Annotated in this window: 25 protein-coding genes and 1 other annotated feature; of the genes, 10 read left to right on the top strand and 15 right to left on the bottom strand. The window is 62.7% G+C overall.

The features are described from left to right. Positions 1 to 131 precede the first annotated feature (131 nt). The 3 genes from FHT93_RS06020 to FHT93_RS06010 all read left to right on the top strand — a co-directional run bounded on the left by FHT93_RS06020 (position 132) and on the right by FHT93_RS06010 (position 3,784). Positions 132 to 1,871 carry a PAS domain S-box protein gene (locus tag FHT93_RS06020; RefSeq protein WP_183846652.1) on the top strand — a complete coding sequence of 580 codons (1,740 nt, stop codon included), beginning with the start codon at positions 132 to 134 and terminating at the stop codon, positions 1,869 to 1,871. Between the two features lie 34 nt (positions 1,872 to 1,905). Then, the gene (locus tag FHT93_RS06015) at positions 1,906 to 2,058 is read left to right on the top strand and encodes an abortive infection family protein (RefSeq protein ID WP_246781556.1); all 153 of its coding nucleotides are present in this window, start codon (positions 1,906 to 1,908) and stop codon (positions 2,056 to 2,058) included. A gap of 113 nt (positions 2,059 to 2,171) precedes the next feature. Continuing rightward, positions 2,172 to 2,227 (top strand) — a sequence feature (sul1 is cis-regulatory element that is thought to sense ions involved in sulfur or methionine metabolism; They are found in Alphaproteobacteria). Positions 2,228 to 2,296: 69 nt separating this feature from the next. Then, positions 2,297 to 3,784, top strand: coding sequence for a SulP family inorganic anion transporter (locus FHT93_RS06010; protein ID WP_183846650.1), 1,488 nt, complete (start codon positions 2,297 to 2,299; stop codon positions 3,782 to 3,784). A gap of 164 nt (positions 3,785 to 3,948) precedes the next feature. Here FHT93_RS06010 and FHT93_RS06005 read toward each other — a convergent pair whose 3' ends face one another. Further along, entirely contained in the window at positions 3,949 to 4,482 is a 534-nt protein-coding gene (locus tag FHT93_RS06005) for a DUF1269 domain-containing protein (RefSeq protein ID WP_112546754.1), read from the bottom strand. 131 nt (positions 4,483 to 4,613) lie between these two features. After that, a complete protein-coding gene (locus tag FHT93_RS06000) occupies positions 4,614 to 4,952 on the bottom strand; it encodes a YciI family protein (protein ID WP_113147277.1) in 339 nt (112 codons plus the stop codon). Between the two features lie 195 nt (positions 4,953 to 5,147). On the opposite strand from FHT93_RS06000, the gene FHT93_RS05995 reads away from it, so the two are divergent. From FHT93_RS05995 to FHT93_RS05980, 4 genes are all read left to right on the top strand, one after another. Beyond that, on the top strand, positions 5,148 to 5,780 hold the full coding sequence (locus FHT93_RS05995) for a CatB-related O-acetyltransferase (protein WP_112969580.1): 633 nt from the start codon (positions 5,148 to 5,150) through the stop codon (positions 5,778 to 5,780). Positions 5,781 to 5,968: 188 nt separating this feature from the next. Then, positions 5,969 to 8,857, top strand: coding sequence for a PAS domain-containing protein (locus FHT93_RS05990; RefSeq protein WP_246781555.1), 2,889 nt, complete (start codon positions 5,969 to 5,971; stop codon positions 8,855 to 8,857). Positions 8,858 to 9,025: 168 nt separating this feature from the next. After that, positions 9,026 to 9,268, top strand: coding sequence for a DUF1902 domain-containing protein (locus tag FHT93_RS05985; RefSeq protein WP_112969507.1), 243 nt, complete (start codon positions 9,026 to 9,028; stop codon positions 9,266 to 9,268). Positions 9,269 to 9,272: 4 nt separating this feature from the next. Next, positions 9,273 to 9,467 (top strand): type II toxin-antitoxin system HicA family toxin, encoded by a 195-nt coding sequence (locus FHT93_RS05980; protein WP_113015249.1) that lies wholly within the window; start codon positions 9,273 to 9,275, stop codon positions 9,465 to 9,467. Positions 9,468 to 9,513: 46 nt separating this feature from the next. Here the strand turns inward: FHT93_RS05980 and FHT93_RS05975 are convergent, their stop codons facing one another. From FHT93_RS05975 to FHT93_RS05950, 6 genes are all read right to left on the bottom strand, one after another. Further along, the gene (locus tag FHT93_RS05975; RefSeq protein ID WP_183846648.1) at positions 9,514 to 10,323 is read right to left on the bottom strand and encodes a transglutaminase family protein; all 810 of its coding nucleotides are present in this window, start codon (positions 10,321 to 10,323) and stop codon (positions 9,514 to 9,516) included. Positions 10,324 to 10,391: 68 nt separating this feature from the next. Further along, the gene (locus FHT93_RS05970; protein ID WP_183846646.1) at positions 10,392 to 11,291 is read right to left on the bottom strand and encodes a transglutaminase family protein; all 900 of its coding nucleotides are present in this window, start codon (positions 11,289 to 11,291) and stop codon (positions 10,392 to 10,394) included. A gap of 63 nt (positions 11,292 to 11,354) precedes the next feature. Further along, positions 11,355 to 11,600: a hypothetical protein gene (locus tag FHT93_RS05965; protein ID WP_112546749.1), complete on the bottom strand. Its 246-nt coding sequence runs from the start codon at positions 11,598 to 11,600 to the stop codon at positions 11,355 to 11,357. An 81-nt stretch (positions 11,601 to 11,681) separates the two neighbouring features. Then, the gene (locus FHT93_RS05960; RefSeq protein ID WP_112546748.1) at positions 11,682 to 11,864 is read right to left on the bottom strand and encodes a hypothetical protein; all 183 of its coding nucleotides are present in this window, start codon (positions 11,862 to 11,864) and stop codon (positions 11,682 to 11,684) included. A 64-nt stretch (positions 11,865 to 11,928) separates the two neighbouring features. After that, a complete protein-coding gene (locus FHT93_RS05955) occupies positions 11,929 to 12,069 on the bottom strand; it encodes a hypothetical protein (RefSeq protein WP_183846644.1) in 141 nt (46 codons plus the stop codon). 79 nt (positions 12,070 to 12,148) lie between these two features. Further along, positions 12,149 to 12,445 (bottom strand): hypothetical protein, encoded by a 297-nt coding sequence (locus tag FHT93_RS05950; protein WP_112969513.1) that lies wholly within the window; start codon positions 12,443 to 12,445, stop codon positions 12,149 to 12,151. 221 nt (positions 12,446 to 12,666) lie between these two features. Here FHT93_RS05950 and FHT93_RS05945 point away from each other — a divergent pair, with 221 nt between their 5' ends. Further along, a complete protein-coding gene (locus FHT93_RS05945; protein ID WP_112969514.1) occupies positions 12,667 to 13,290 on the top strand; it encodes a LysE family translocator in 624 nt (207 codons plus the stop codon). 103 nt (positions 13,291 to 13,393) lie between these two features. Then, positions 13,394 to 13,951: a hypothetical protein gene (locus tag FHT93_RS05940; protein WP_183846642.1), complete on the top strand. Its 558-nt coding sequence runs from the start codon at positions 13,394 to 13,396 to the stop codon at positions 13,949 to 13,951. A gap of 78 nt (positions 13,952 to 14,029) precedes the next feature. Here the strand turns inward: FHT93_RS05940 and FHT93_RS05935 are convergent, their stop codons facing one another. Next, complete coding sequence (locus FHT93_RS05935) at positions 14,030 to 14,629, bottom strand: NAD(P)-binding domain-containing protein (protein WP_113147272.1); 600 nt, start codon at positions 14,627 to 14,629, stop codon at positions 14,030 to 14,032. Positions 14,630 to 14,760: 131 nt separating this feature from the next. On the opposite strand from FHT93_RS05935, the gene FHT93_RS05930 reads away from it, so the two are divergent. After that, positions 14,761 to 15,690: a LysR family transcriptional regulator gene (locus FHT93_RS05930; RefSeq protein WP_183846640.1), complete on the top strand. Its 930-nt coding sequence runs from the start codon at positions 14,761 to 14,763 to the stop codon at positions 15,688 to 15,690. Here the strand turns inward: FHT93_RS05930 and FHT93_RS05925 are convergent. The 6 genes from FHT93_RS05925 to FHT93_RS05900 all read right to left on the bottom strand — a co-directional run bounded on the left by FHT93_RS05925 (position 15,651) and on the right by FHT93_RS05900 (position 20,239). Beyond that, on the bottom strand, positions 15,651 to 15,986 hold the full coding sequence (locus FHT93_RS05925; RefSeq protein WP_183846638.1) for a hypothetical protein: 336 nt from the start codon (positions 15,984 to 15,986) through the stop codon (positions 15,651 to 15,653). The two genes, FHT93_RS05930 and FHT93_RS05925, sit on opposite strands and share 40 nt — an antisense overlap. Positions 15,987 to 15,988: 2 nt before the next feature. Next, on the bottom strand, positions 15,989 to 16,657 hold the full coding sequence (locus FHT93_RS05920; protein ID WP_246781554.1) for a nucleotidyl transferase AbiEii/AbiGii toxin family protein: 669 nt from the start codon (positions 16,655 to 16,657) through the stop codon (positions 15,989 to 15,991). A 110-nt stretch (positions 16,658 to 16,767) separates the two neighbouring features. Then, positions 16,768 to 16,986, bottom strand: coding sequence for a hypothetical protein (locus tag FHT93_RS05915; protein ID WP_049800936.1), 219 nt, complete (start codon positions 16,984 to 16,986; stop codon positions 16,768 to 16,770). A gap of 117 nt (positions 16,987 to 17,103) precedes the next feature. Further along, a complete protein-coding gene (locus FHT93_RS05910; RefSeq protein ID WP_018115731.1) occupies positions 17,104 to 18,330 on the bottom strand; it encodes a biotin/lipoyl-binding protein in 1,227 nt (408 codons plus the stop codon). Positions 18,331 to 18,332: 2 nt separating this feature from the next. Continuing rightward, a complete protein-coding gene (locus FHT93_RS05905; protein ID WP_183846634.1) occupies positions 18,333 to 19,103 on the bottom strand; it encodes a hypothetical protein in 771 nt (256 codons plus the stop codon). Positions 19,104 to 19,300: 197 nt separating this feature from the next. Next, on the bottom strand, positions 19,301 to 20,239 hold the full coding sequence (locus FHT93_RS05900; protein WP_183847541.1) for an AraC family transcriptional regulator: 939 nt from the start codon (positions 20,237 to 20,239) through the stop codon (positions 19,301 to 19,303). Positions 20,240 to 20,296 lie beyond the last annotated feature (57 nt).

Raw genomic sequence — 20,296 nt, 5'->3', positions numbered from 1 at the left:
CGTTCATCAGCCCGGGCGATCAGCTGCCGATGCATCTGCATCCAGCCATCTGCCTTTGGCGGGTGCAGACAGGAGCGGCCTTGAAGGCGGGTTGGATAGGTACCGGGTCAAATGGCTCCGGTCGGGCGGGAATGGCAGAGAACGAAAGCGAACATCACTACCGGGTTCTCTTCGATTCCATCGATGATGGTTTCTGCACAATCAAGCTGTTGTTCGACGAAGAGGGGCGGGCGCGGGACTATCGCTTCCTGCTCATCAACCCGGCCTTCGAGCGGCAGACGGGGCTGACGGGCGCGGCCGGGCGGACGATGCGGGAGCTTGCGCCCGACCACGAGGAATTCTGGTTCGATGTTTACGGCAAGGTTGCGCTGACGGGCGAGCCCGTCCGCTTCGAGCATCAGGCCGATGCGCTCGGCGGGCGCTGGTTCGAGGTCTATGCCTTCCGGATCGGTGCTGCCGAAGAGCGGCAGGTCGCCATCATCTTTCGTGACATCAAGGAGAAGAAGCAGGCGGAAGAAGCATTGCGCGAAAGCGAGGTGCAATACCGGGCGCTGTTTGATTCCATCGACGAAGGCGCCTGCATCATCGAGCGGCTGCCTGTCGGCGCCGATGGGCTGCGCGACTATCGCTATATCGTCATGAACAAGGCGATGCAGACGATGTTCGGCATCGCCGATCTCAGCGGCCGCACGATCCGCGAATTCTTCCCCGACGAGGTGGAGGACTGGTACGACGATTACGACCGGGTGCTGGAGACGGGCGAGCCCATCCGCTTCGAGCGGGAGTCCGAGCCGCAGGAGATGGTGCTGGAAATGTTCGTGTCGCGCCTCAGCCAGAAACCGCCGCGGCTCTTGACCGTGATGCAGGACATCACCCAGCGGCGGCGGGCGGAGGAAGCGATGCGCCGCAGCGAGGAGCGCACCCGCGCGCTGATCAATGCTACCTCCGATGCCGTCTACCGTATGAGCCCGGACTGGCAGGAAATGCGCCAGCTCGACGGCCGCGGTTCCGATGTCGAGGGACCGACGGTGCGCTGGATCGAAGACTATCTCTTTCCCGAGGACCGGTCGCGGCTCCGCTTAGCTGTTGCCCATGCCATCCGCGAAAGGCGGCCCTTCGAGCTTGAACATCGCGTGCGCCGGGCCGATGGCGAGGAGGGCTGGACCTTCTCGCGCGCCATCCCGATCTTCGACGACAAGGGCGAGATCGCCGAATGGTTCGGCATGGCCGCCGACGTGACCGAGAGGGTGAACGCCCGCCAGCGCCAGCAGATGCTGAACCACGAGCTTGGCCACCGGCTGAAGAACGTACTGAGCCTCGTGCAATCAATCGCCAACCAGACTTTTCGCCAGGCCGACAATCTCACTGAGGCGGCCGAGACCTACAGCGCGCGCCTCGTCTCGCTCGGGCGCGCGACCGATATCCTGACGGAGACGGCGTGGGCGGATGCGAGCCTGCGCAGCCTCGTCCAGGCATCCCTGATCTCGGTCGGCGATTTCAGCGAGCGCATCCGCATCTCCGGCCCCGATCTCGACCTTGCGCCGCAGCAGGCGCTGATGCTGACGCTGACACTGCACGAGCTTGCGACGAACAGTTTGAAATATGGGTCGCTGAGCAGTGAGGCGGGGGTGGTGGATCTCGTGTGGGGTGTCAGGAGGGAAGAGGGCGGCGAAGGGCAGTTCACGCTGGAATGGAAGGAGAGCGGCGGGCCTGACATCAGTGCGCCGGCGCGGGACGGGTTCGGGACGCGGATGATCGGACGCTTGCTGCCGGCTTCGTTTCAGGGGAAGGCGGAGCTGAGCTATGCGGCGGCGGGGTTTGAGTTTCGGCTGGAGGCGCCGTTGGGAGAGGTGATCAAGGTTAGAGGGTGAGGGGGACGTCGGGAGGATTCAGTGCGAAGTTGTCATGACAGATGCTCACGGGAGAGGTGGAAAGCTCCCAGTCCGTCCTTCTCGCCGTCATGCTAGCTTGGCTGTAAATACGGCGGGAGCAATGGCAACCTTTCTAGTCGAAACGTTTATCACCCAGGTTGAACAGGCTAAATCGGACAGAGTTTGAATACCGCGACATAGGCGCCTTTTCCGCCGTGAGTTGCAAGGTCCGCCCAACGACAATACTACTCCATCAACCATTGCGTCCCCCGCCGTTCTCCGCTACCAACGCCCCATCCACAAGGACCCGGTGAAACTCCGGGTGGCTCTTCTGGCCGCCGATCCGCCAGACAACACGTGAACGCAACCTTACCTCCCAGGACCGGTCCCTCCGGTCGTTGCCTTCAACTGTGAAAAATTCTCAGATGCGATCTCTTTCAAACTACCGGCTGGAGTGGTTCTCCAACATTCGTGCCGATATCCTCTCAGGTATTGTCGTGGCGCTTGCGCTGATACCGGAGGCCGTCGGTTTTTCTGTCATTGCCGGGGTCGATCCCAAAGTCGGGCTGTTTGCCTCCGTCGCCATTGCCTGTGTGACGGCGATTTGCGGCGGGCGGCCTGCGATGATTTCGGCGGCGACGGCTTCTACTGCGGTGCTTATGGGGCCGCTGGTGCGCGAGCATGGCATCCAGTATCTGTTTGCGGCGACCATTCTGATGGGCGTCCTGCAGATCATTGCCGGCATGCTGAAGCTCGGGCGGCTGATGCGATTCGTGTCGCGCTCGGTCATGACCGGCTTCGTCAATTCGCTGGCAATCCTGATCTTCGTGGCGCAGCTGCCGCAGCTGATCGGCGTGCCTGAGGTGACCTATCTGCTGATCGCCATTGCGCTTGGCGTGATCTATCTCTTTCCTTACGTGACCAAGACCATTCCTTCGCCGCTGGTGGCGATCGTCGTCGTGACCTGCATCGCGCTCGGCTTCGGTATTCATGTGCATACGGTGGCCGATCTCGGCGAGATGCCGACGGCGCTGCCGCCGTTTGCCTTGCCCGCCGTGCCGCTGACATGGGAAACGTTTCGGATCATCTTTCCCTATTCGGTGGCGCTTGCTGCCGTCGGTCTGCTGGAGTCGCTTTTGACGGCGCAGATCGTCGACGATCTCACGGATACGCCGAGCAACAAGAGCCAGGAATGCATGGGGCAGGGTGCGGGCAATATCGTCTCGGCGCTCTTCGGCGGCATGGGTGGCTGCGCGATGATCGGCCAGTCGGTCATCAACGTGACCTCGGGCGGTCGCGGGCGTCTCTCTACCTTCGTGGCCGGCGCTTTCCTGCTGGTGCTGCTTTTGGTGCTCGACGATATACTTCGTATCGTGCCGGTCGCGGCTCTCGTTGCCGTCATGATCATGGTGTCGATCGGCACCTTCTCGTGGAAATCGATCGTCGATCTGAAACGGCATCCCGGCACATCCTCCATCGTCATGCTGGCGACGGTCGCGACCGTGCTCGCGACGCAGGATCTTTCCAAGGGCGTGGTGGTGGGCGTGCTCTTGTCCGGCATCTTCTTTGCCAGCAAGGTGGCACGGCTCTTCAGCGTTGCGAGGCGGGAGGACAGTCAGACCGGTATCGTGACCTATAGCGTCGAAGGGCAGGTCTTCTTCGCCTCGGCGGAAAGCTTCATCGGCGCTTTCGACTTTGGCGATGCCGGCAGCAAGGTCGTCATCGATGTCAGCGGTGCGCATCTCTGGGACATCACCGCCGTCGGTGCGCTCGACAAGGTGGTCCTCAAGTTCCGCAAGGCGGGTGCCGATGTGCAGGTGCTCGGCTTCAACAAGGCGAGCGCCGACATGGTCGATCGTTTCGCGCTGCATGACAAGGATGAGCGGGCGGCAGCCAGCGCCTCGTTGCATTGATGCAGGAGTTTACAGGCCGGAGCAGTTTGCGCCCGGCCTGTCATTTTTAGAGGTCGCACAGGCCTTGGCTCAGCGCTGCGGTAGGGTACGCAGGCTGAGGCCCACATTTCGCGATAGCAGAAGCCGGGGTCAGACATCGGCCCGGCGCACCGCTTGTCTGATGTTCAGGCGGCAGGCGTTGCGACAGCAGGCTCCGTCGCCATCGCCTTGCGCAGCTGCTCTTCCTGCTCCGGCGAGAGCGAGGAGCGCAGGATGGTGGCGTGTTCGCCCTTGAATTCGGCCAGCACCTTTTCGGGCTGCACCTTCCGCAAAAGCAGGAAGAGGGCGGAGCTGTTGACGGGGATGGTGTCGGCGAGTTTCTTGATGAGGTCGTCGTCGATGCCGTAATCGGTCATCGAGCCCGCAAGCGCGCCGGAGCCTGCGCCGAAGGCGCCGCCGAGGACCATGCCGGCGAGCGGATTGAGGAAGAGCAGGCCGACGAGCGAGCCCCAAAGCGCGCCGGAGAGGCCGCCGCGTGCAGCACCCGTGGCGGTAAGATTGACGCTCTGCTTGAGGCGCACCTTGCCGGCGGGATCGCGAACGGCGACGACGGCGTCTTCGAGATCGACGAGATATTCCTTCTCAAGCTGGACGAGCCTGTTGAGCACGGCATCCGCCTTGTCGGCGGTATCGAAACCAAGCACCACGAGTTCTGACATGGCTTTCCCTCCTGTTGAATTTACACATGCGGCAGATAGGCGCCGGCGACGCTCTGTCCAGAAGGCGGCCGCCATTTGCTTTCGCTAGCATTCGCATGTGAGAGGGCGATGAAGGGGATCGCCCGTGGGCGTCAATTAAACGCGCGCACCTCGACCGGTGCGCGGCAGGCGATGGCGGCCTTGCGGCCCCAGGCGAGGGCCTGTTCCATGTCAGTGCATTCCAGCACCCAGAAGCCGCCGATATGCTCCTTGGTTTCGAGATAGGGACCGTCGGTGACGAGCAGCTTGCCGTCGGGTGCGGTGCGCACCGACATTGCCTTGCTGACCGCTTGCAGGCCGCCGACGAAGGTCCTGATGCCGGCGGCCACCATCTCCTCGTTCAGCACGTCGATATCGCGGCGCAGCGCATCGTCTTCCGCGCAGGGGGCGTAATCGTCGGGGAGGTGGATGGCGACCAGATATTGCGGCATCTTGTTTCTCCTGGGGTGGTGACAGCCGGGCGGCCGGGCTGCCTTCATCTTACAGACGAATGTGCGGCATGGAATTCGACAGATCGTTTCAGAGATTTTGGTTCCTGCCGATGGATCGGCTATAGGAATCCTGCTTCCGGATTCTGGCCGGCGGCGGCGCCCGCTGCCGTAAAACCCTCGCGCAAAGGTCTTTTCATGCCGCTTCTCGATGCGAATTCAGCCTTTCCCGTCACCCATCCCGATGGCAGGGTTTCGAAGACGACGATGTATCTGAAGAATGTGATCGATCATCCGCGCATCGAGGTCGGCGATTACAGCTACTTCACGCATTACGGGAAGCTGGAGGAGACGGCCGAGATCCTGGCGCCCTATCTGGGGCCGGGCTGCCGGGAGCGGCTGGTGATCGGCAAGTTCGTGCAGATTGCCCGCGGCAGCTATTTCATCACCAGTTCGGCCAATCACCCTATGGGCGGCATCACCACCTATCCTTTCCGCATCTTCAAGCCGGAGACCTTCGGCTACAAGGACCTGCCGGTGAAGGATACCGTGGTCGAGCACGATGTCTGGATCGGCCATGACGCCGTCATCATGCCGGGTGTCAGGATCGGTGCCGGGGCGATCGTCGCCGCTTCCTCGGTCGTCACCCGCGATGTGCCTCCCTATGCGGTCGTCGGCGGAAATCCGGCGAGCATCATCCGCATGCGCTATCCCGTCGAGATCATCAGCGAGATCCTCGAACTTGCCTGGTGGGACTGGCCGATCGACAAGATCGAGGCCAATCTGCCGGCGCTGGAAAGCGGCGATCTCGCGGCGCTGAAACGGGCCTGATCACAGGCGCTCCCTGCGACTGCCGGAGCCCTTCCAATTGCTTCGGGTGGCGCTATCCTCGGCAAGGACTGGATATTGCAATCGGACATGATGGGAACAGATCGAGCCATGCCTTCATGCGACCGGACGCCAAGGGCGAAAACCGGTTCCAATCGCTTTCAGCCTGTGCCCGATCGCGGGGTGAGCGCATGCTGATGCCGGATGTTTCGCGCCGGCGACTGGGCTTTGCCGTCATCGCCTGCCTTGTCGGCGTTGCCGTATCCTGGGCGACATCGTCGCCGCTCGGGCTGGTTGGCCCCGTCGCTGCCGTTTTTCTCTGTGTGCGGGGCGGTGCTGCGAAGTTCCTCTATGCGGTTCTGGCGGTGGCCATTCTCGGCGCGCTGCTGGCAGCACTGTTCGATGCGGAGCTGCGCGAACCGGCTTTCACATGGGCGGCTTTCCTTGCGCTATCGCTGTCTCTCGGCCCGGTCGTTTCGGAAAACACGCCTGAAAAGCCCGATGCCGATGCGGTGCGGGCGGCCAAATCGGTCGAGCGGCTTACCGGCGTTGCCTGGGCAACCGATGCCGACGGTATTTTCCTCTATGTGACGCCGAGCGTGCTTGCCTTTCTCGGTCTCGGGCTCGACGATTTCAATGCCAATGATGACGGCAAGGGTTTTGGGTGGAGGCGGGCCATCCATCCTGATGATTACGAGGTTTCCGCAGCGCTGTGGCGGCGCTGCCTGCAGACGGGCGAGCATTACAGCGTCGACAACCGCATGCTGCGGCCGGCCGGCGGTTATGGCTGGACACGCAGCACGGGTCAGCCGATGCGCGACGGCAATGGTGTCATCACCGGATGGTACGGCACCGTCATCGATGCCGAGAGCGCGCCCCTTGCCGGCGCCATTGCGGCCGATGCTCCCGATGGTTCTTCCGACGATGTGACAGCGTTGCCGCCGATGGCCGACGTTCATCCGCATGACCGGTCAACGGTGGAGCAGGCGCGGGCGCGGGCTTTCTTCCACGGCATTCCTCAGGTCAGCAGCTACCGGAAGCTTCAGGCCGACGGCAGCTACCAGTGGGTGGAATTCCGGGTGGAGCCGAAATACGGCACCAGCGTCGAGGTCGATCCGGCGGTTGCACGGCAGGACGAGCGCTGGACGACGGCGAGCTCTCTCGGCGAGACCGGCGAGGCGGTGCGCGCCGCACTCGCCATCGAAAACCTCTATGGCGGCGCCTGGGCGATGGATGCTTCAGGCCAGTTCACCTATGCGACGCCGACCGCGCAGACCTCGATCGCCATGGCGCTCGAAGACCTGAACCTGCTTCTGGACGGCAAGCCTTTCATCGAGGGTGGACGGCAGGGCTGGCAGCGCGGCGTGCATCCCGATGACAGCGAGGAGGCGGGCGAGACGCTGCGCCATGCGCTGAGGACCGGCGAGCACTGGAATTTCGAATACCGGGTTCTGCGCGCCAACGGCGCCTATGTGTGGCACCGGGCGGCGGCGCGGCCGACGCGCGACGGGCAGGGGCGCATTACCGGATGGTATGGCGTGACTGTCGATATCGACGCCTACAAGCGCACGGAGGCAGCACTGCGCGAACGCGAACGGCAGCTGCAATTGCTTGTCGATACCGTGCCGGCGCTGATGTGGACCACGTCGGCCGAGGGACTGCCGACCTATGTCAACAAGCCCTTTACCGAGGTGACGGGCGCCACGCTTGAAGACATCACTGCGCAGGATGGATCGCCGTCGCTCAGCGTCATCCATCCCGATGACCGGGAGGCGGCGCGTCAGGCGGTACGCCACTCCTTTGCCACCGGTGAACCCTATGTCCAGCGATACCGCCAGGCCCGCGCCGACGGCAGCTATCGCTGGACCGAGACGCGGGCGGAACCGTTGCGCGACGCCTCCGGCGCCATCCTGCAATGGTATGGCGTCAGCACCGATATCCATGATCTGCTTGTCACCCAGGAGGCCCTTCGCGAGCAGGAGCGCTTCCTGCGCCAGCTGGTGGAAACCCTGCCGGCGATGATCGATTGCGCCACGCCCGACGGCGAACCGATCTTCCGTAGCCAGAGACTGCGGGATTTCCTCGGATACGATCTCGATGTGCTCGACGGGACGGGCAAATCCCGGCTGGCCGGCACGCTGGACGCCGGCGTGCATCCTGACGAACTGGCTGGGGTGAAGGAGAAATATGCCCATTCGCTGGCAACGGGCGAACCCTATGCCCGCAGGCATCGCCTCAGACGTTTCGACGGCGAATATCGCTGGGTGGAGACGCGCGCAGCACCCATGCGTGATGCCGAGGGGGCGATCGTGCAGTGGAATGTCGTCTGCCTCGATATAGACGGCGAGGTGCGGGCGCAGGAGAAGCTGCTTTCGGCGCAGGAGAGCCTGGCGCGGGCGAGCCAGGCCGCCAGCCTTGCGGAGCTGTCGGCCTCGATCGCCCATGAGGTCAACCAGCCGCTCTCTGCCGTGATGAGCTCTTCCGATGCCTGCCGGCGCTGGCTGATGATGGATCCGCCGAATATCGAGCGGGCGCAGAAAACGCTGGAGCGCATCATCGTCAGCGCGCATTCGGCAAGCGACGTCGTCACGCGCGTGCGCGCCCTGTTCAAGCGCGCCGAGGACAAGCGGGATTGCGTGACACTCGGCCGTGTCATCACCGAGGTCGGCGATCTTCTCGCCGAGGAGGCGATGCGGCGCGGCGTTCGCATCGATATCGAAGGCGCGGATACCGTGCTCGGCGCGGCCTTCGACCGGGTGCAGATCCAGCAGGTCGTCATCAACCTCATGCGCAACGGCATGGATGCGATGGAGGCCGTTGCCGGTGACAGGGTGCTCGAAGTGCGCCTGCGCAAGGCGGACGGGATGATGCGCATCGAGGTCAGCGACCGGGGCGCGGGCATCGAATTTCCCGACAAGATATTCGAGCCGTTCTTTTCCACGAAAGAGCAGGGCATGGGCATGGGACTTGCGATCTGCCGCTCGATCGTCGAGGCGCATGGCGGGCAGCTGTGGGCGGAAGGCAACGAGCCGTACGGAACGCGGTTCGTGTTTACCTTGCCGGATGAGGGGGAGGTGTGAGGGTGGCGCTTCGAGCGTTCCGAACGAAGCACGAAACCGCTAGATCGCGCTCTACTAAAAAATTCACTTTCTTTCCGCTATATATGTGCACTATGACACCGTAGCGAGCCATACTGTTGGTGCGTGAACGTGTTGGACAAACTATGTCCGATTTGGAGAAGTCATCGTATGAAGCACGTATCGATCGTTGTGCGGGCGGAGTGGGATGAAGAGGCTTCCGTTTGGGTCGCCAGCAGCAGCGACATCGATGGACTGGCTGTTGAGGCTGATACTCTGGAAGCTCTCGAGCCCAAGGTCATCGCTGCCATAACGGATCTTTTCGAGCTGAACGGATTTACGTCTGACCTGCCGGAAATCCCTGTTCATATCATGGCAGAGCAGCTCGTTCGCATCCCCAATCCCAGCTATTGACTGCATGGCCGGCTATCTCAAGGAACTCAAAGAGTTATTGTCGAAAGCCGGCTGCACATATGTTCGGCCAGGAAAGGGCGATCATGAAATCTGGTTCAGTCCGATTTCAAATCGCCATTTCACCGTCGATCATGGGGTCAAATCCCGCCATACAGCCAATGAGACGCTGAAACAGGCAGGTCTTCCAAAAGCGTTCTGAAGCAGCCCTTTCATGGCTGCGGATGTGTGACCAAGCCTCAACCACATCAACCTGGCATCTCCTCCGTGATCACCTCGAAGCGCTTGAGCACCGCGGGGCCGAAGGCCGTCGACATGGCGACGTCGGTGGCGTCGCGGCCTGTCGCCATCAGGATGCGGCCGATGCGGGGCGTGTTGTGGCGGGCGTCGGCCGTGTACCAGCGGCCGCTGAGATAGACTTCGAACCAGGCGCTGAAATCCATAGGGTTCGGATCCCTGGGCACGCCGATATCGCCGAGATAGCCGGTGCAGTAGCGCGCCGGGATGTTCATGCAGCGGCAGAGCGTGATGGCGAGATGGGCGAAGTCGCGGCAGACACCTGTGCGGTCGGTATAGCCGCCGAAGGCGGTGCGCAGCGGATCGGCCTTCCGGTAGTCGAAGGCAATACGCTTGTGGGTGAAATCGAGGATCGCCCGGATGCGCGGCCAGCCGGGTGCTGTCTTGAAAAAGGTCTTCCAGGCGAAATCGGCGAGGCGATCCGTATCGCAATAGCGGCTGCCGAGCAGGTAGACGAGCACATCGTCAGGCAGATCGTCGATCGCGTGCTGAAGGGCGTCTTCGGGCACGGGATCGGGCAGACCGTTGTCATAGATTTCGAATTCGGTGGAGATGGTTGTCAGCCCCGGCGGCGCCGTGATGCGGCTGCAGGAATTGCCGAAACCATCCACATAGGACCAGGCCTCGATCGGCCGGTCGAAGGCCAGGGCCTGTTCCGTCAGCAGGTCCACGCGGCGGGAAGGGTGGATGTTGAGGACCAGCAGCATGGGCGTTTCGTGTTTGCAGTTATAGCCGATGTGAAAGCCTGCGCGGATCTTCATGGGGGCGTGGTCCCTTCGGTCGGATGAAATCTCCTGCAGGCGAATGCACGAGCGGGGAAGGCGTTCCGTCACCTGCCGCTTGCCGCATCGAATTCCTGTTCCGTCGTGACGTTGACCTGTACGCGCATGCTGTCGAAATCCTGCGATCCGCCGTCATAGCTGCCTGACAGCGGCACCGCCTGGCGCGGGTCGCGGGCCACACCGACGCGGATCAGGTCGCGGTTTCCGACGATGCCATTGGTGGGGTCGAACTCCACCCATCCCGCACCCGGCAGATAGACCTGGCACCAGGCATGGGTCGCGCCGCCCCCGAGCGTGATGGAGCCATCGCGATCGGGCACATAGACATAGCCGGTGACGAAGCGGGCTGCGAAGCCGAGGGAGCGGGTCGCCTCCATCATCAGCAACGCGAAATCGCGGCAGGTGCCGCTGCGCAGGAGCAATGTCTCGCCGGGCGTCTGCGTGCCGTGCTCGAAGCGCCTGACATAGTTGAAGCTCTCATGGATTGCATAACAGAGCGTCATCAGGATGTGGCCGGTGCGCGGCTGATGAACAAGCGGCACGAATTGGCGCGCCCATTTACCGACCTCGTCTCCGGCATCGGGATAGTGCCTGACGATGGTGCGTTCGAGATCGATCGCCTCGTCCTCATCATAGGCGAAGGGAAAGCTGAGTGCCTTGCGATCGATCTCCAGATCGAGCGGGACCTGCGCCGTATGGTCAAGGCGGATGACGGTTTCGAAGCGCAGCTCGGCGGCGGCAGACGCGATATCGACGAGTGCGATGCAATTGCCGAAGACATCGTGGATCCAGCGCACGGAAGCAGGCCGCGGAGAGACATCGAGGCTGCAGCCCAAAAGCGTCTGGTCGAAGCTGTCGCGCGGGCGAAACATCAGCCGGTGCTGGCCGAAATGCACCGGCTTTTTGTAATGGTAGGATGTGATATGGCGGACGGAGAAGATCGTCATCCTGCCTCCCTGATTATACGAGGCGGCACGCGAATGATCGCGGTGACATAACCGCTGTGCCCGTTACTTCTCCCTGCGCGAAAGCGGATAGGCGGGCGCTTCGTAGAGCATGCGGATCTGCCTTTCATCGAAGCGGGCTTCGTTCACTTCCAGCACGCAGCCGCGCAATTGCGAGCCGGGCATGTCTTCCATGGCAAAACGCACCGCTTCGGCGGCGGTTTCGAAGCGTTTGTAGCGCGGGGCACGCGTGCCGCGCAGGGTCTTGCCGCTGTAGAGGCCGGCTTGCATCGTATAGTCGAATTCTGCCACGTCGATGGTCCTTGCTCGTTCCTGGCATGGACAAGCCATTCCAGGGTCTTCCAGCTTTTCAGATTTTCGGAGGCCGCGGTTTCAGGATGAAGCGGCGGGCAGGCCCGCTCGCGTCTTCTGGCGCTGACGGCGCTCGTCCTGCCTGGTTTCGCGCTGTCTCAGGCGCAGTCGCCTGCGGACATCCTGAAGCTTTTCGGCATCGGAAGCCTTGTCTGGCTGCGGCGGGCGGAAGAGATGTTCCGCTGCGCGCTTGTGGGTGGTCATCTTGATATCCTTCGGGACGATGGGCGTGGCGACCAAAGGGCCGCCGCGCCGGAGCGGGCGGGCGCTATTTCTTCTTGTCGCCGCCCGCGTTGCTGCTCGCCATCTTGACCTGCGTGCCGGGTGCGGCGGCAGGGGAGGCTGAGGCAGATCGGTCTTTCTTCGGCTTGCGGGTTTCCTTGTTGCTGCGCACTTGGCCCTTGGCCATGGTTTCCTCCTGGTGTGGTGATGCGGGGCAGTTCAGATATTGCAGCCCGCTGCCCGCCGGCAGCGCGATAGCCGCAATATCAAAGGGGCCGGGGGCCGGGGCCGGAACGTTCGTCGAGAAAGGCCGCCAGTGTGGAAAGAGGCAATTGTCCTGCGGCATAGACGCGCCGCCTATGTGTTTCCCGGCGGGTCTGCGCTTCGCCGCTGAAATCGGGAAAGGCCACGAAACTTCCGATCGCTTCCGAAAGATTACCCGGGTTCCTGGCGGTGTCTGTGGCGCGATCGAGAATCCCGAGCGCCACGTTCTCACGATAGGCGAATGCGCCGGTTCGGATGAGATTGCGCGACAGGCTTGATGGATAAAAGTCGGAAGACATGACGTCCCCCTTTCGTTGGGGCCAGGGCTTGCGCCCCGAACCGGCAGGGCCCTTGAAGTGGCTGCCAGCGTTCGAATGCTGCGCCTATTCCGTGCTTTACGCAAGGGCGTTCTCGCGAGACGAGGGCTATGGCACCTGCCGCAGCGTAAACTTTTCGAATATTGCACCGACAGCCGAAGTCGTTAGTCTGACGGTCGCTATTTCAGATATGGAAATCGAAGATGAGTATCGCTGTTTTGACGACCTATGTTCTCGTCGTGCTCGGGTTGATGGTGATTCCGGGGCCTGCGACGCTGCTGGTTCTCGCCCGGTCGGTGAGCGGCGGCAGGCGGGCCGGCATTGCAACGGGGCTCGGCATCGGGGTCGGCGATCTCATCCATTCCACCATGGCGACTTTCGGCCTTTCGGCCTTGCTTGCGACTTCGGCGCTCGCCTTCGAGGTGGTGAAATATATCGGCGTGGCCTATCTCATCTATCTCGGATACCGGGCCTTCATCGAAAAGTCGGGCAATCTCGATATGGCGGCGGCGCCTGAGATCAGCCCCGGCAAGGCTTTCCGTCAGGGGATCTTCACAGAGATCCTGAACCCGAAGACCGCGCTCTTCTTCCTCGCCTTCCTGCCGCAATTCATCCATCCCGAAAGCGGATCGGTGATCGGGCAATTCGCGCTGCTCGGCATCATCTTCGTGGCGCTCAGCATCTGCGTGACTTCAGCACTCGCGATCAGTGCCGGTTCGGTACGCGGCTGGCTCAACAGGAACCGGACGATCGGCCGCTGGCAGGGCAAGGTCATCGGCTCGATCTACATGGCGCTCGGCGTGCGGCTGGCATTTCAGCAGCAGTAAACGGACTGATGCTCGTTCATATTGGCGGGGGGCACAACCACTGGTATCGTGACTGGGGAGCCCGTATCGGGGGATGCGGCGCGAGGGTGCGAACGGGGGCACCATGGACAGCCTGACTGCCAGCAAAAACGGCGAGGAAGCATATAAGCTGCTTGAGGCGGGGAATTATGAGCAGTCCCTGGCGATCTATCTTGAGCTGCTGGCTGAAGGATATGGTCCGTGCTCCTCGCACATTGCCTATGCCTACGACAACATGCAGCCGCGAGACGTGCAAAAAGCCAAACACTATTATGGGCTTGCGGTGGAGGAAGGCGATGCCTTCGGCATGTATGGGCTTGCCGGGTTGCTGGCGGAAGAAGGCAATTTCGCCGATGCGGCTCCTCTGTATGATCGGGCGGCCAAGAGTGGCGAGGCGGATTGCTACTACCCTCTTTACATGGCCCTCAAGAGGCTGGGTGCGATTTCGGATGCGAACGCGGCTCTCGATGCCGCGGCGGCACTCGGAAGCCCCTTTGCCATCCGAAACCAGAGTTTCCGTAGGCTCTCCGGCAGAGACGGGTTCCGGAACATTTTTCGGGGCGCCGCCCAATATGTCCGAAATCTTCCTGCTCTGATTCGGGCGGCGAACGAGCTCTACGTGCGCCGCCACAGGGGCGGATGATTGAAGGCGGCTAGCGCTTGATCGCAGCCAGTTGCCGAAAGATCCTTGCGACCTCCATCGGTGTCATATCAACTTCCTTCAGCCGAACTTGACGAGGTTGAGGGCCGGTAGTGGGCCGCCGGGGAATTGCGTCAGGCTGGCGCCGATCTTGAGCGGGCCGAGGTCGACGCCGGCAAAGCCGAGGCGCGTGATGATTTCGGCGACTTCCGCCTTCGCCTTGATATCATCGCCCGAGTAGAAGAGCACGCGGCTGCCGCCTTCGGCGTGCGGGTCGGCCGAGACGAGATTGGCGAAGAGGTGGTTGAAGGCCTTGACGAGACGGGCGCCGGGCACGAGGCCGGCGACGATTTCGCTCGACAGCCGGCCGCCGAGCTCGGCTGGCTTGAAGAGAGGCGCTTCGATCGGGTTATTGGCATCGATGACGATGCGGCCGGCCCAATCCGGCAGGCCGGACAGCGCTGCCGGCAGCTTCGACCAGGGCACGGCGATGAGGACGATATCGGCCTTGGCTGCCTCCTTAATCGTGCCCGCGGTAATATGCGGGGCGAGCTCGGCGGTGAGGTCGCCGAGCGTTTCAGGGCCGCGGCTGTTGGCGATGGTGGCGGAGATGCCGCTGCGGGCGAGAGCGCGGGCGAAGGCTGCGCCGATATTGCCGGCGCCGATGATGCCGATGGACATGGCAAGTTTCCTTTCTGCATGTCGTGTTCGTTTCGATGAAGGCAATATCGCGATCTCATTCCTGTTTGATTAGAGGGAAGTGGGTGGTATCAGTTTCAAGTTTTCCTTGAAGATGATGAGGGGCTTGCGGGATGGAGAGTTTGGTAAATCTGGAATCCTTCGTGCGCAGCGCCGAACTTGGAGGCTTTTCGGCGGCGGCACGTCGCCTCGGCCTGACGCCGGCCGCCGTCAGCCGCAATGTGGCGGCGCTCGAGGCCAATCTGAAACTCCGGCTCTTTCATCGCAGCACGCGCAGCCTGACGCTGACGGAGGCGGGCGAGCGCTTTCTCCTGTCCGTACGCGATCATCTGGAGGGGTTGCAGGGGGCGATTGCCGGGATATCCAACGAGCATGCGGAGCCGGCGGGCGTGCTGAAGGTCAGCCTGCCGCCGGGTTTCGGCACGGGCTATATCCTGCCGATGCTGCCCGGTTTCATGAAACGTTATCCGCTGGTGCAGCCGGAATGGATGTTCGAGAACCGGCCGGTCGATCTCATTGCCGAAGGTTACGATGCGGCCGTCGGCGGCGGCTTCGAGCTCGCTTCGGGCGTGGTGGCGCGCACGCTGGCGCCGGCCCATCTCGTGGCGGTGGCGTCACCGGCCTATATGGCCGGCCGCCGGCCGCCTGTCGATCCGGCCGGGCTCTCAGCTTTCGACGGTATCGTCATGAAATCATTGCGCACCGGGCGCCTGACGCGACGGCAGATGCGCAATGCCGCCGGCGAGGAGCAGTCCGCCGATCTGCCGGCCAGGATCGTCGTCAACGATCCGACGGCGATGTGCGCCGCCGCCCTTCTCGGGCTCGGGGTGACTGTCATCGCCAAGCCCGATGCGCTGCCTTATCTCGACAGCGGCGAGCTGACCCGCCTCTTGCCTTCCTGGTATGTCGATGCCGGGCCGATCTCGATCTATTACGCCAGCCGGACGCTGCTGCCGCTGAAGACGCGGGCCTTCATCGATTTTGTCACCGAAGGTTTTCAGCGTCAGCGGCTGGCCGAACGCTTTGCCGGCAGTATCGGTTGATCCTGCCTGTCGGGCCGATAGCCGAGCACGAAGGCGATGACCTTCGCGGAGGACATTTCACAGGGTTTCAGCGTGCTGCCGCTCTCCGCCAGGAGATAGAAATTGAAGCTGACGATATCGGTTCCAGCGAGATCCTCGGCATAGAGCCAGATGCGTTTGCCGTCGGGCGAGCGCTTCACGGTGGCGCCCCAGCGGCGGTTCTCGAAGGCACCTTCGCTATAGCCCTCGGGGATGAGGGCAAGGGCGTGGGTGAAGCTGTCGTCTGCTGGGTTCATCGTGTCTGACGGCCGATCCATGATCAGACCTCTTCCTCTATGCCCCTGTCGGGCCAGACGTGGAGCGCCGCCTGTCGAAGAATGGCCACCGCACGGGCGGCGGCGTCGAAATCCATATCGAGCGCTTCGGCCGCATATCGGATTTCGTTGTCGTCACGAAGCCGGTTCAGTACCCATGCCATGAATCTCGCTATATCCTTGCCGTAGGCTCCCTCCGCTGCTTTGACTGCAGCGTCGGGAATAGCTTGATATGTCTCTACGAGACGTCCGAGGTCGAGGGCATCACGATAGGCGACAGCCCTGTCCTGGCAGCGATCGGCATTGGCAAGGAGTTTTTCGGCAAACATCGACTCGGGCAGCAACGCCGGCACCTTCAGGTCAGGGTCGTAGGCGCCTCTCAGTTCGATGCGCGGTTCGTTGACGATCTCGAACCTGATGGGCTGTCCATGAAGTCCCACGATCATCCTGATGCCATATGCATCTGCCCGCACCTCGCGCAGCGTCTGAACGGGTTCGGGAAACACGGCGCGGACGCCATGCTCGAAGAAGCCTTCCCTGAGCTTTCTGTATCCCTCGCGGCTGGCGCAAAGAAAGTCCAGGTCGAGCGACTTCCTGTATTCGCCGAGTTTGAGGACGATCGCGGTTCCGCCACCGAACCAGCATTCGCAGTCGAGCAGAAACCTGCTGTCCATGCGCTCAAGCATTTCCGCGACTATCTGATGTTCAGGTCGGACGAAGTGCATTCCAGTCTCCCGATGCGCCGATCGTCACGATAGAAAGTTCGGAAGCATCGGTAAATCTGCTAAACCAGCATGAGGCCGTGACCATATTCCTCAGTGAGCTCCTTGATCAGAAGCGTTTCACGAGGGGTCAGGTTCTCACGATCGACGAAACGCCAGTTCCGTTCATACAAGGCAAAGGCGTCGGCGGCGGCGATGGGATGCGCGGGATCCCGGTTCCATACGAGCATTTTCAGCTCGGGGAATTCGGCAGGAACGATCTGGTTTCCAAAATGCGTCATGATGCCTTTATTGCGCGCGGCTCCGAACGCACAGCCGCTGCGCGCTTTTCTGGAACAGCTTTAAGATAGCCCGGCAGCGCCTTGTTATCAATCTGCTGCCAGCGCTTGTCGCCTCCCTCAATGCCCCGTCAGCACCAGGGTCTGTACCGGCAGCAGCATGGCCTGCATACGCAGGATCATGGCATGCACCACGCCGACCGTATCGATGACATGCAGGCCGATCGATTTGAGGGTGCCGATATTGGGGTCGGCCAGCGCATCGTGGTTGTTGGTATAGGCATTGGCGATGCAGCTGCCGCCGGGCGGCACGCCGTCCAGGCCGCCGGGGAAGAGGGGCTGCAGGAAGACGGTCAGCGTGCCGGGCTGTGTCAGTTGCGCAACGTCGAGGAGCTGGTCGGTCGGGCGCAGCTGGCCGGCGGCGATCACGTCCTGCACCTCGGTGACGACGAGCGGGATGATGGTGAAGGGTTTGCCGACGCAGGTGGCTTCGGCCACCATGCCGGGCTTCATGACCTGCGCCTCGATCTGGCCGAAGCCGGCAACCAGCGTGCCGCGGCCGGCCGTTTCAGGCACAAGGATGCCGGCCGGGCGCAACATGGTGTTCAGCACATCACCCTTGCGCAGCGTGAACTGCTGGACGGTGCCGGCGACACCGGCCTTGACGACCGTCTTGTCGAGCTCCACCTGAGCCTGGTTGAGCGCTGCATCGGCGCTCGCCTTCTGTGCCGGCAGGAGCACCTTGAGCTTGGTCTGCAGCGTCTCCTTGTTGGCATAGGCGGCGCTGACCATGCCGCGCTGGCTTTCCACGGTATTGGTGAGCCGGTCTACTTCGCGGCGGGCAACGGCGTCGTTCTTCAGGAGCTGGGTCTTCATCTGCAGCTCGTCGATCGATACCTGCAGGGCGCCTTCCGCCTGCCGGATCACGCCGTCGGCACTGGCAAGCTCGCTCTCGGCGACCTTGGTCTCAGCCTCGACCTCGGCGATCTGCTTGTGCGCCACATCGAGGGCCGCCTTCTGGGCGGAATCGTCGAGCCGGAAGAGCGGCGCGCCGGCCTCCACCTTCTGGTTGAGGCCGACATAGACTTCATCGACCCGGCCAATGGTTTCCGGCAGGATGGTGACCGTACGGAAGACGGCGGTGACGCTCTTCGTCGCCGGGTGGAAATAGAAGATCATGGTGATCAGCGAGATGGTGAGCAGCAGGCAGGCGGTAATGCCCCAGCGCAGCTCGTACCACATGCTGTAGAGGGTGATCTCGCGGCCGATGCGCTTGTCCTGGACATAACGGCGGAAGAGATAGTCGGGGAGGATGGTCAGCATCGAGCAAAGCATCAGTTCGAGCATGGTCAGATACCCCTTTCGTGCGGGCCGGTCCTCATCGCATTTTCGGCGGGTTGCTGTGCGTTCGTCTGGCCGGATGGCTGCGGATGGGAAGCAGCCGGCACTGGGGCAATCGGGGCGCCCGCGGTCGGGGTTTTGGCGCTTGGGGCTGCGGCGATCGGGGCTGCGGCGGCCGGTGCAGGGTTGACTGGCGCGGAGTGGACTGGTGCAGGGTTGACTGGTGCGGGGGCGGGCGGCTCGTGGGCCGTCGGCGAATGGGCGACTGGCGCGGCCGCGCTGTCGATCTCAGCGGGATCGCGGTTGGCGAGCCGCGCCATCGACCGCGCGATCGAATAGATCGGCGTCGAGAAATCCGGAATGCGGATGAAGGCGAGCAGCAGGCCGATGATCCAGTAGATGTGGTTGTGCGTGAAGAGCGATATCAGCGCCAGTACCGCGACGATCTCCATCTGCACCTTGTTCGTCTTGTGCGCGATGCGCTCGGGAACGGCATGGAGTTGGAAATAGAGGTTGCCGATGACGAGGACGACCGCCAGCAGAAACACGATGACGATGATGAAGAGAATGTCGGTCTGCCCAGGCGCGGTGATGAAACCGGGCACATGGTTGGTGAGAGCGTCATGATAGGGTTGCGGTGCTGCCGCATCCTCAGCCGCTGCATTTTGAGCGGCCAGAAGCGCCGTTATGGCCGCCGTGCCAATCGCGGTCCTGCGGCTGCTGCACCGCCTTGTGGTATTGCCTTGAAGCCCCATGCCAATATCCCCCTCGGACGGCATTTTAGTCTCGTCTCAATTTTAAGCCCTTTGTGCGCGGCGCGAAAGTACGTAACGGTACTATCGGCGTAAATTCGGGGGCGCCGGGCGGCGTCTGCGCGGACAGGCAAGCGGACACGGGAGCTATCGGCGTCCGGCAGCCGAGAACCGGGATTTCTGTCGTGCCGAAACCGACCGAGGAGTGGCGTCCGATCAACCTTTCAGTGAAGGTCTCGCCACGCTGCCGGCGTAAGTCCTTCCCATGCACGGAAAGCCCGATAGAACGAGCTCGTATCCTGAAAGCCGAGCAGAAAGGCGATCTCGTCTATGCCGTTCTGTCCGTCGGACAGCAGCTGGCGGCCGAGTTCGCGCCGCGCCTCGTCCAGCAGGCCGCGATAGCTCGTGCCCTGTTCGGTGATGCGGCGCTGCAGGGTGCGCTCGCTCATGCCCATTTCGCGGGCCACATCGGCAATATCGGGCTTGCCGCTGGCGATGCGGCGCTTGACCAGGATCTTCACCTGATCGGTCAGCGAGGATTGCGCTTCGATCTCGCCAAGCGATGCGGCAAGGGACGGGTCGAGGATCGCAAGCAGTTCGGGGTTATATCCTGCGAAAGGCAGGTCCAGGTCGGCGCGATCCAGCACCAGCGCATTCTGCGCGCAGCCGGTACGAACAGGGGCATCGAAATAGGAACGGTGCGCCTCGGTCACGGGCCCGGTCCTGTTCATCTCGACCCGGATCGGCGTGAGGTGCCGCCCCGTTCCCCGCCGTCCGAGCTCGAGGATTGCCGCAAAGGTGACGTCGGCTGCCGCATCCGGTTCGGCCTCCTCGGTATGAAGCCAGCGCACCGCGACCCGGCATTCGCTGCCGCTCTCGGCTGCGGTCAGTTCCTCCGGGGTGCAGAGCCGCTTGAACCGCGCCAGCCGGTGCAGCCCATCCCGGTAATCGCGCGCGAAGAAGGCGGACATCGTGGAGGGCGGGTGCAGCGAGGTATCGGTCTCGGCGGTCATCCTGAGGCCGATCGCGGGATCTTGCGAAAGTGTCTCGACCGCACGCCACAGTGCAAAATACTGTGCGGTGGACAGCCATGTCTCGGGCGCTATGTGCAGTGTCGCCGGCAGCCTCGCCTGCCGCAGCAGGGCCGGGGCGGGCAGGCCCATGCGCTCTGCCGCCCGCCAGAAGGCCTGCGGCAGCCGGCACCTGTCGCCTGCGTCCCT

It is taken from the genome of Rhizobium sp. BK379 (assembly GCF_014193955.1).
In the GTDB taxonomy this organism is placed as follows: domain Bacteria; phylum Pseudomonadota; class Alphaproteobacteria; order Rhizobiales; family Rhizobiaceae; genus Rhizobium.
The sequence above is the reverse complement of the archived record's forward strand: the minus strand, read 5'-3'. Positions and strand labels throughout refer to the sequence as shown.

Coding starts and splice junctions, on each gene's coding strand:
- FHT93_RS05970 (WP_183846646.1), bottom strand. CDS start 11,291: ATGACGATCTTCTCCGTCCGCCATATCACATCCTACCATTACAAAAAG.
- FHT93_RS05940 (WP_183846642.1), top strand. CDS start 13,394: ATGGACAGCCTGACTGCCAGCAAAAACGGCGAGGAAGCATATAAGCTG.
- FHT93_RS05930 (WP_183846640.1), top strand. CDS start 14,761: ATGGAGAGTTTGGTAAATCTGGAATCCTTCGTGCGCAGCGCCGAACTT.
- FHT93_RS05985 (WP_112969507.1), top strand. CDS start 9,026: ATGAAGCACGTATCGATCGTTGTGCGGGCGGAGTGGGATGAAGAGGCT.
- FHT93_RS05995 (WP_112969580.1), top strand. CDS start 5,148: ATGCCGCTTCTCGATGCGAATTCAGCCTTTCCCGTCACCCATCCCGAT.
- FHT93_RS05975 (WP_183846648.1), bottom strand. CDS start 10,323: ATGAAGATCCGCGCAGGCTTTCACATCGGCTATAACTGCAAACACGAA.
- FHT93_RS06000 (WP_113147277.1), bottom strand. CDS start 4,952: ATGCCGCAATATCTGGTCGCCATCCACCTCCCCGACGATTACGCCCCC.
- FHT93_RS05945 (WP_112969514.1), top strand. CDS start 12,667: ATGAGTATCGCTGTTTTGACGACCTATGTTCTCGTCGTGCTCGGGTTG.
- FHT93_RS06015 (WP_246781556.1), top strand. CDS start 1,906: ATGACAGATGCTCACGGGAGAGGTGGAAAGCTCCCAGTCCGTCCTTCT.
- FHT93_RS05920 (WP_246781554.1), bottom strand. CDS start 16,657: ATGGACAGCAGGTTTCTGCTCGACTGCGAATGCTGGTTCGGTGGCGGA.
- FHT93_RS05990 (WP_246781555.1), top strand. CDS start 5,969: ATGCTGATGCCGGATGTTTCGCGCCGGCGACTGGGCTTTGCCGTCATC.
- FHT93_RS05905 (WP_183846634.1), bottom strand. CDS start 19,103: ATGCCGTCCGAGGGGGATATTGGCATGGGGCTTCAAGGCAATACCACA.
- FHT93_RS05950 (WP_112969513.1), bottom strand. CDS start 12,445: ATGTCTTCCGACTTTTATCCATCAAGCCTGTCGCGCAATCTCATCCGA.
- FHT93_RS05935 (WP_113147272.1), bottom strand. CDS start 14,629: ATGTCCATCGGCATCATCGGCGCCGGCAATATCGGCGCAGCCTTCGCC.
- FHT93_RS05960 (WP_112546748.1), bottom strand. CDS start 11,864: ATGACCACCCACAAGCGCGCAGCGGAACATCTCTTCCGCCCGCCGCAG.
- FHT93_RS06005 (WP_112546754.1), bottom strand. CDS start 4,482: ATGTCAGAACTCGTGGTGCTTGGTTTCGATACCGCCGACAAGGCGGAT.
- FHT93_RS05910 (WP_018115731.1), bottom strand. CDS start 18,330: ATGCTCGAACTGATGCTTTGCTCGATGCTGACCATCCTCCCCGACTAT.
- FHT93_RS06020 (WP_183846652.1), top strand. CDS start 132: ATGGCAGAGAACGAAAGCGAACATCACTACCGGGTTCTCTTCGATTCC.
- FHT93_RS05925 (WP_183846638.1), bottom strand. CDS start 15,986: ATGGATCGGCCGTCAGACACGATGAACCCAGCAGACGACAGCTTCACC.
- FHT93_RS05915 (WP_049800936.1), bottom strand. CDS start 16,986: ATGACGCATTTTGGAAACCAGATCGTTCCTGCCGAATTCCCCGAGCTG.
- FHT93_RS06010 (WP_183846650.1), top strand. CDS start 2,297: ATGCGATCTCTTTCAAACTACCGGCTGGAGTGGTTCTCCAACATTCGT.
- FHT93_RS05980 (WP_113015249.1), top strand. CDS start 9,273: ATGGCCGGCTATCTCAAGGAACTCAAAGAGTTATTGTCGAAAGCCGGC.
- FHT93_RS05955 (WP_183846644.1), bottom strand. CDS start 12,069: ATGGCCAAGGGCCAAGTGCGCAGCAACAAGGAAACCCGCAAGCCGAAG.
- FHT93_RS05900 (WP_183847541.1), bottom strand. CDS start 20,239: ATGGGCCTGCCCGCCCCGGCCCTGCTGCGGCAGGCGAGGCTGCCGGCG.